Annotated in this window: 1 rRNA gene; it reads left to right on the top strand. The window is 57.0% G+C overall.

Annotated features, from left to right (window positions below):
- Positions 1-38: 38 nt before the first annotated feature.
- A 16S ribosomal RNA gene (locus IE157_RS12715) occupies positions 39-1,515 on the top strand; the annotation flags it as partial.

Here is a 1,515-nt window from a genome sequence, read left to right as displayed (position 1 = left end):
TTTGGTGTGGTGGTGGGGTGGTTTCTGTTGAATGTTTTTTGACGGAGAGTTTGATCCTGGCTCAGGACGAACGCTGGCGGCGTGCTTAACACATGCAAGTCGAACGCTGAAGCTTGGTGCTTGCACTGGGTGGATGAGTGGCGAACGGGTGAGTAATACGTGAGTAACCTGCCCTTGACTCTGGGATAAGCCTGGGAAACTGGGTCTAATACTGGATATGACCTCCTGTCGCATGGTGGGGGGTGGAAAGGGTTTGTACTGGTTGTGGATGGGCTCACGGCCTATCAGCTTGTTGGTGGGGTAATGGCCTACCAAGGCGACGACGGGTAGCCGGCCTGAGAGGGTGACCGGCCACACTGGGACTGAGACACGGCCCAGACTCCTACGGGAGGCAGCAGTGGGGAATATTGCACAATGGGCGCAAGCCTGATGCAGCGACGCCGCGTGAGGGATGACGGCCTTCGGGTTGTAAACCTCTTTCAGCACGGAAGAAGCGAAAGTGACGGTACGTGCAGAAGAAGCGCCGGCTAACTACGTGCCAGCAGCCGCGGTAATACGTAGGGCGCAAGCGTTGTCCGGAATTATTGGGCGTAAAGAGCTCGTAGGCGGTTTGTCGCGTCTGCTGTGAAAGCCCGGGGCTTAACCCCGGGTGTGCAGTGGGTACGGGCAGACTTGAGTGCAGTAGGGGAGACTGGAACTCCTGGTGTAGCGGTGAAATGCGCAGATATCAGGAAGAACACCGATGGCGAAGGCAGGTCTCTGGGCTGTTACTGACGCTGAGGAGCGAAAGCATGGGGAGCGAACAGGATTAGATACCCTGGTAGTCCATGCCGTAAACGTTGGGCACTAGGTGTGGGGGACATTCCACGTTTTCCGCGCCGTAGCTAACGCATTAAGTGCCCCGCCTGGGGAGTACGGCCGCAAGGCTAAAACTCAAAGGAATTGACGGGGGCCCGCACAAGCGGCGGAGCATGCGGATTAATTCGATGCAACGCGAAGAACCTTACCAAGGCTTGACATACACCGGATCGGCTCAGAGATGGGTTTTCCTCCTTGTGGGGCTGGTGTACAGGTGGTGCATGGTTGTCGTCAGCTCGTGTCGTGAGATGTTGGGTTAAGTCCCGCAACGAGCGCAACCCTCGTTCTATGTTGCCAGCACGTGATGGTGGGGACTCATAGGAGACTGCCGGGGTCAACTCGGAGGAAGGTGGGGATGACGTCAAATCATCATGCCCCTTATGTCTTGGGCTTCACGCATGCTACAATGGCCAGTACAATGGGTTGCGATACCGTGAGGTGGAGCTAATCCCAAAAAGCTGGTCTCAGTTCGGATCGTGGTCTGCAACTCGACCACGTGAAGTCGGAGTCGCTAGTAATCGCAGATCAGCAACGCTGCGGTGAATACGTTCCCGGGCCTTGTACACACCGCCCGTCAAGTCACGAAAGTTGGTAACACCCGAAGCCGGTGGCCTAACCCTTGTGGGGGGAGCCGTCGAAGGTGGGACTGGCGATTGG

It is taken from the genome of Kocuria marina (assembly GCA_014652975.1).
Classification (GTDB): Bacteria; Actinomycetota; Actinomycetes; order Actinomycetales; family Micrococcaceae; genus Kocuria; species Kocuria marina.
Note: the sequence above shows the minus strand (reverse complement) of the source record. Positions and strands in the feature narration are given on the sequence as shown.